We start from the raw sequence: 4935 nt of genomic DNA on the forward strand, positions 1-4935 counted from the left end.
ATTCCGGCTCTGCCTCCGAATCACGCTGCGGTATCGAAAGATTACAGTGCGTACCTGATAAGAGCACCAATCAACGGACTAGGGATTTCTTGGATTGCACCGTCGAAAGAAGCCCAACCTAACCAGAAGTACCAAACTTAGCTAAAGGAACAAGCTAAGAAGCCATGACCCAATAACCGATCATGGAGAAAAGCAAAGACAGAATGATGATGTCGCTTCGCTCCGTTTTGATTAGTACCACATTGGGGCATTAGGTGTGTATTTGATTTTTATTAGTCGTCCCACTTAAAATAGGCTAAATGAGCTAAAGAATTGTCCATGTCGTACGTGGTCTTTGTGGTATTAGTAAGCGTTAGATCGTCATCCCAAAAAGAAGCGTCTTCGGGGCCCATAATCTTCAATGCACCTATTGTGCTACCATAACCCATTCCAACATGCTTAGCTGTCTGAGTAGCAACTTCTGACAAATCAAGGTCAGTATCCGAGTTATAACTATTAACTAATGCATTAGATATACTCGATACGCCAATACCAACTCCAACAGCCATTCCAATCTTAGATTCTTTTGATAAACTCAAACCATTAGTATCAACCACTTTCTCCACAAGGTACTGCACCGCAGAAGACCCAGCGACTGAACCAATAATGCTTGCAACAGAAGATACACCGCTATTAGTGTCGTTATTGCAAACTGCATTTAGTGTAGAGCTAACCCCCCCCACAGTGGCAGCTAGAATTACTCTGGTGATAAGACCTTTTCGCGCTCGTTCATGTGTCATCATAGCTAATGGCTCGCTACTCTGACTTACCTTATCGTCTTTCATTTTTATCCTTATAATCCATTTGCAACGTTTTACTATTTTATCACACCCCCCGCTAAAACTTACCAATAATCAATAAGGTCATGGAGACAGTCCTAGGTGGTCATCAAAAACCATAAATGTATGGATACACAATCAAGCTCAAAGTCATAGAGAACGAAAATTTACTCAAGAAAATCACGCAAGAATGGAAAATACTGAAAATTGTAATGAGCCTATCGATTTTTAGTGCGACTAATCCACGTTATGTAAAAAGCCAGCAATTTGCTGGCTTTTTAGCTTTTAAATAATACCATTTGAAGTACGTGTACCATTAAAAAAGATACACGTACTTCAAAAGGGTAGATTACCGTGCAAACAGCCTTAATGCGACAGAACCGTTCACAATAAGCGTTAGTGGGTATAAATTTTAATAATTATAATTTTTCGTAGGTATGTACTAAAATGATGATAGGTAAAATAGAAAGAAATATAAATATTAGTAACACTTACCTAAAATTGTCTCAAGAAGATGAAAGTGCCGCTTCAGAGTTAGCAAAGTTAGGTAAATATCGGGTTGCTTGTTATTTGATTTTACAATCAATGGAGAAGTTAATAAGGAGTAAGATTTTTTCACTTATCAATGCAGATAACGATTTTTTTAGAGATGAAAATAGAAATCATTCTATAGAATCAGCATTTGATATGCTCATTAATATACTATCAACCGATAATATTCAGAAAGAGCAAATTCGAGCACAATTCGCTTCTAATGTTTTGCTTAAAACTAACTCGAACCACTTACACAATAACTTGAGATACCCATATTTCCAAAAAAGAAAATCTCATTATGTTCTATTAAATGTTGATGCCAGCGATTACGAAATTTTGGTTTCTAGATTAAATGTATTGAAATCATTTATCAAAGATATACATCTTCTTTAATTTTGTGTTACTCAATACTGAATTTTTAAATTGGAACTGTAATTTCTGAAGAAAGAGAGCATAGAGGCCTAAATCAAGCTTCTGCATCTCAGTTATGTGGAATGACTCAGTCAACATTAGCCAGGGTTGAAATTGGTAGGGCATCGACCATAGAAAATGTATTAAAAATTTCTCATGGGTTTGAATTGGAACCATGGCAGCTCTTTAAAGTTGCTGACGATAGAGTTAAAGCTCTTAAATCTCAGGGTTATGAGGTTGAAACGGAGCTGCCATCAGAGAAAGAACTAAAGGAAAATAGTGCTGAATGGGTAACAACAAAAACAATTATAACTCGAGCATCCATAATCGGACTGACTGCAGCCGGTGTTGCAATTGTTGATGGCGTAATCCCTTATATAAATAAGTTTATGAAAAAGAAGTAAATCTCTGAGAGTTATATTCCACACTGATTGCGGCGGGGTTATTCATTAGAATTCGACGTAATGACATTCCTAATCAAACTCCATGACCTAACCAACTGTTTGGTTAGGTCATGGAGATAGTCCTAGGTGGTCATCAAAAACCATAAATGTATGGATACACAATCAAGCTCAAAGTCATAGAGAACGAAAATTTGCTCAAGAAAATCACGCAAGAATGGAAAATACTGAAAATTGTAATGAGCCTATCGATTTTTAGTGCGACTAATCCCTTTTATGTTAAACGCTACAAGTCTTTCATGTGGCGTTTTATCGCACCTTCATTTTCATCCAGCCATTCTTTAATCCGCTCTTCTTCCTCTTGCTCTTTACGCCACTTATCAAGGTCTTCTTGCCTATACTTTCTTTTCCTTGAAACGATTTGATTCAATCTTTTCCATTTTCGCATTTCTGTTTCTGGTTTCGTTTTCATGTAATCACCATCGGCTAATAAATAAACAAATTGTTCTTGCTTTTGATTATCAAAGAGTAAATCACAATATCAAACGATATTCCCCGATTTATCCACCGTGAATGTGGATTGTTTTAAGACTTACTAGAAGAATTTCACATGAAATAAAAACTTGTTAAAAACGCACTCAAAAGCTCGCAAAACCGTTCTAAACTTTCAACGTGGTTTTGGGTGTTTTATAGGGGGATCGTGTCTTAAAATCGATTTGAGGGGATTTAATGCGGATGAATGGGCGGTTTTAGCAAGTTAACTCGCCCATTTAACATAATGGGTCTTATACGTAGCCATTTTTAGATGACTTAATAAATTTCTAACCTACAGATGTACAAAAGCCCCGTGACAGTATCACAGGGCTTTGGTACTCTGAATCGGTGCATTCGCTGCTACGATTAGAAAGCTCAATCCAATCTTAGCAGCGTGAGAGACGCTTGTCACGTTCTCATTAAATACCAGCCAACGACATTAACCCAAATGCACCACTTGATTGACTCGGACTTGGCTCGGTCCCCGAAAGGATAAACAGGCAAATTGTGGTAATAACGTACCGGAAAACGAAATTCCGGCTCTGCCTCCGAATCACGCTGCGGTATCGAAAGATTACAGTGCGTACCTGATAAGAGCACCAATCAACGGACCAGGGTTTCTAGGATTGCACCGTCGAGAGAAGCCCAAACTGACCAGAAGTACCAGACTTAGCTAATGGAACAAGCTAAGAAGCCATGACCCAATCACTGATCATGGAGAAAAGCAAAGACAAAAAGACGTTGTCGCTTCGCTCCGTTTTGATTAGTACCACATTGGGGCATTAGGCACTTTTTTGCTCAAAATTTGAGCCTGAGAGTTCAAATAGGCATGAAAAAATTCAAAGCCAAACCAATTTTAAATTGTTCGTAGTCAATAGGTTGTCTCATGTATTCGATTCCTGTTATGGAAATCAACCCCATTCAACCATAAAAAAGGGAAGCCGGTAGGCTTCCCTTGGAAACGTCGATATTCAATACCGAGCAAGTGAGAATAGTAATACTAGCTTGCTTCTCTGGTATGGCAACTATTAGTTTTTAGGCTCAACGGAGAAAAAAGAACGTTTAATGCAGTTTGCAATTGCAATAAAATCAGGCTGATAACCGTAGTTAATCCACGTTATGTAAAAAGCCAGCAAATTGCTGGCTTTTTTGCTTTTAAATAATAGCATTTGAATCACCCTGTACCGCTAAAAAAACCATACGTACTTCAATTTGAACCTAGCGGTGTTAATATAGAATCATCATAATAGTGATAATTAGAAGTGAATACGGAGAGAAAGATGCATTTTGATATAGCCAATGACACCCTTTTGGGGATCAAGGATCTATGTGAAAAATTAGGTATCAGTAAATCAACGCTGAATAGAATTCGACGTAATGACATTCCTAATCAAATTCCTTTCCCTCAACCAACCGTTTGGTTAGGTCATGGAGATAGCCCTAGGTGGTCATCAAAAATCATAAATGTATGGATACATAATCAAGCTCAAAGTCATAGAGAACGAAAATTTGCTCAAGAAAATCACGCTAGAATGGGAAATGCTGAAAATTATAACGAACCTACCGATTCTAAGTGCAACTAATCCCTTTTATGTTAAATGGGCGAGTTGATTAGCGAAAACCGCCCATTCATCCCCATCAAAGCCCCTCAAATCGATTTTAAGACACGATCACCCTATCAAACCCCAAAAATCACGTTGAAAGTTTAGAACGGTTTTGCGAGCTTTTGGGGGCGTTTTTAACATCATTTGATTAGCAATGAGATCTCACCGTTAACCCTCAAAACAATGACTTTCATTTTGCCACTCATGAAACGATGAACGGGCAGATAAAATTTTTATCTGCCTGTGAATCGTTGGACAAGCGCAGCGCGTCAGAAAAAAGACTCGTAGAGGCTTCGGGGTATCAGGGATCCCCCTGAGTACGCGACTGTAGACAAACGGCAATAATGTCCCCATTATGTCCCCGTTTGTCTGCGGTCGATGTCGTGCCTGTAATTTTGTATTTTGCGATATTTTTAACAAACCAATTAAAAACGCATAGGTAACACACCTTAGAGCCTTGTACGTCAACGTTTTTAGACAACAAAAAAAAAGGGGAATTAATGGCGGAGAGCAAAAAAACAACAACGGTGAGCTTTAGAATTGAAGATGATCTCAAAGATAAACTTCAAATCATTGCTGAACGAGAAAATAAAACTATCACCAACAAAGCACGTGAAATCCTCGCTGAATCAC

General features: G+C 38.2%; 5 protein-coding genes. 3 read left to right on the top strand and 2 right to left on the bottom strand.

Translation table 11 applies throughout. The annotated features are described in order from the left end of the window. Positions 1-272: 272 nt before the first annotated feature. The gene (locus FTV42_RS15505) at positions 273-824 is read right to left on the bottom strand and encodes a hypothetical protein (RefSeq protein ID WP_179991722.1); all 552 of its coding nucleotides are present in this window, start codon (positions 822-824) and stop codon (positions 273-275) included. A 441-nt stretch (positions 825-1265) separates the two neighbouring features. Here FTV42_RS15505 and FTV42_RS15510 point away from each other — a divergent pair, with 441 nt between their 5' ends. Together FTV42_RS15510 and FTV42_RS15515 are read left to right on the top strand one after the other, a co-directional pair. Further along, the gene (locus FTV42_RS15510) at positions 1266-1745 is read left to right on the top strand and encodes a HEPN domain-containing protein (protein WP_179991723.1); all 480 of its coding nucleotides are present in this window, start codon (positions 1266-1268) and stop codon (positions 1743-1745) included. Between the two features lie 41 nt (positions 1746-1786). Next, on the top strand, positions 1787-2167 hold the full coding sequence (locus FTV42_RS15515; protein ID WP_368856091.1) for a helix-turn-helix domain-containing protein: 381 nt from the start codon (positions 1787-1789) through the stop codon (positions 2165-2167). A 283-nt stretch (positions 2168-2450) separates the two neighbouring features. On the opposite strand, the gene FTV42_RS15520 is transcribed toward FTV42_RS15515, so the two are convergent. Further along, on the bottom strand, positions 2451-2636 hold the full coding sequence (locus FTV42_RS15520) for a hypothetical protein (RefSeq protein WP_179991721.1): 186 nt from the start codon (positions 2634-2636) through the stop codon (positions 2451-2453). Positions 2637-3978: 1342 nt separating this feature from the next. Here FTV42_RS15520 and FTV42_RS15525 point away from each other — a divergent pair. Further along, entirely contained in the window at positions 3979-4281 is a 303-nt protein-coding gene (locus FTV42_RS15525) for an AlpA family transcriptional regulator (protein ID WP_179991724.1), read from the top strand. Positions 4282-4935: the final 654 nt, after the last annotated feature.

It is taken from the genome of Acinetobacter sp. YH16052 (genome assembly GCF_013417155.1).
GTDB lineage: Bacteria > Pseudomonadota > Gammaproteobacteria > Pseudomonadales > Moraxellaceae > Acinetobacter.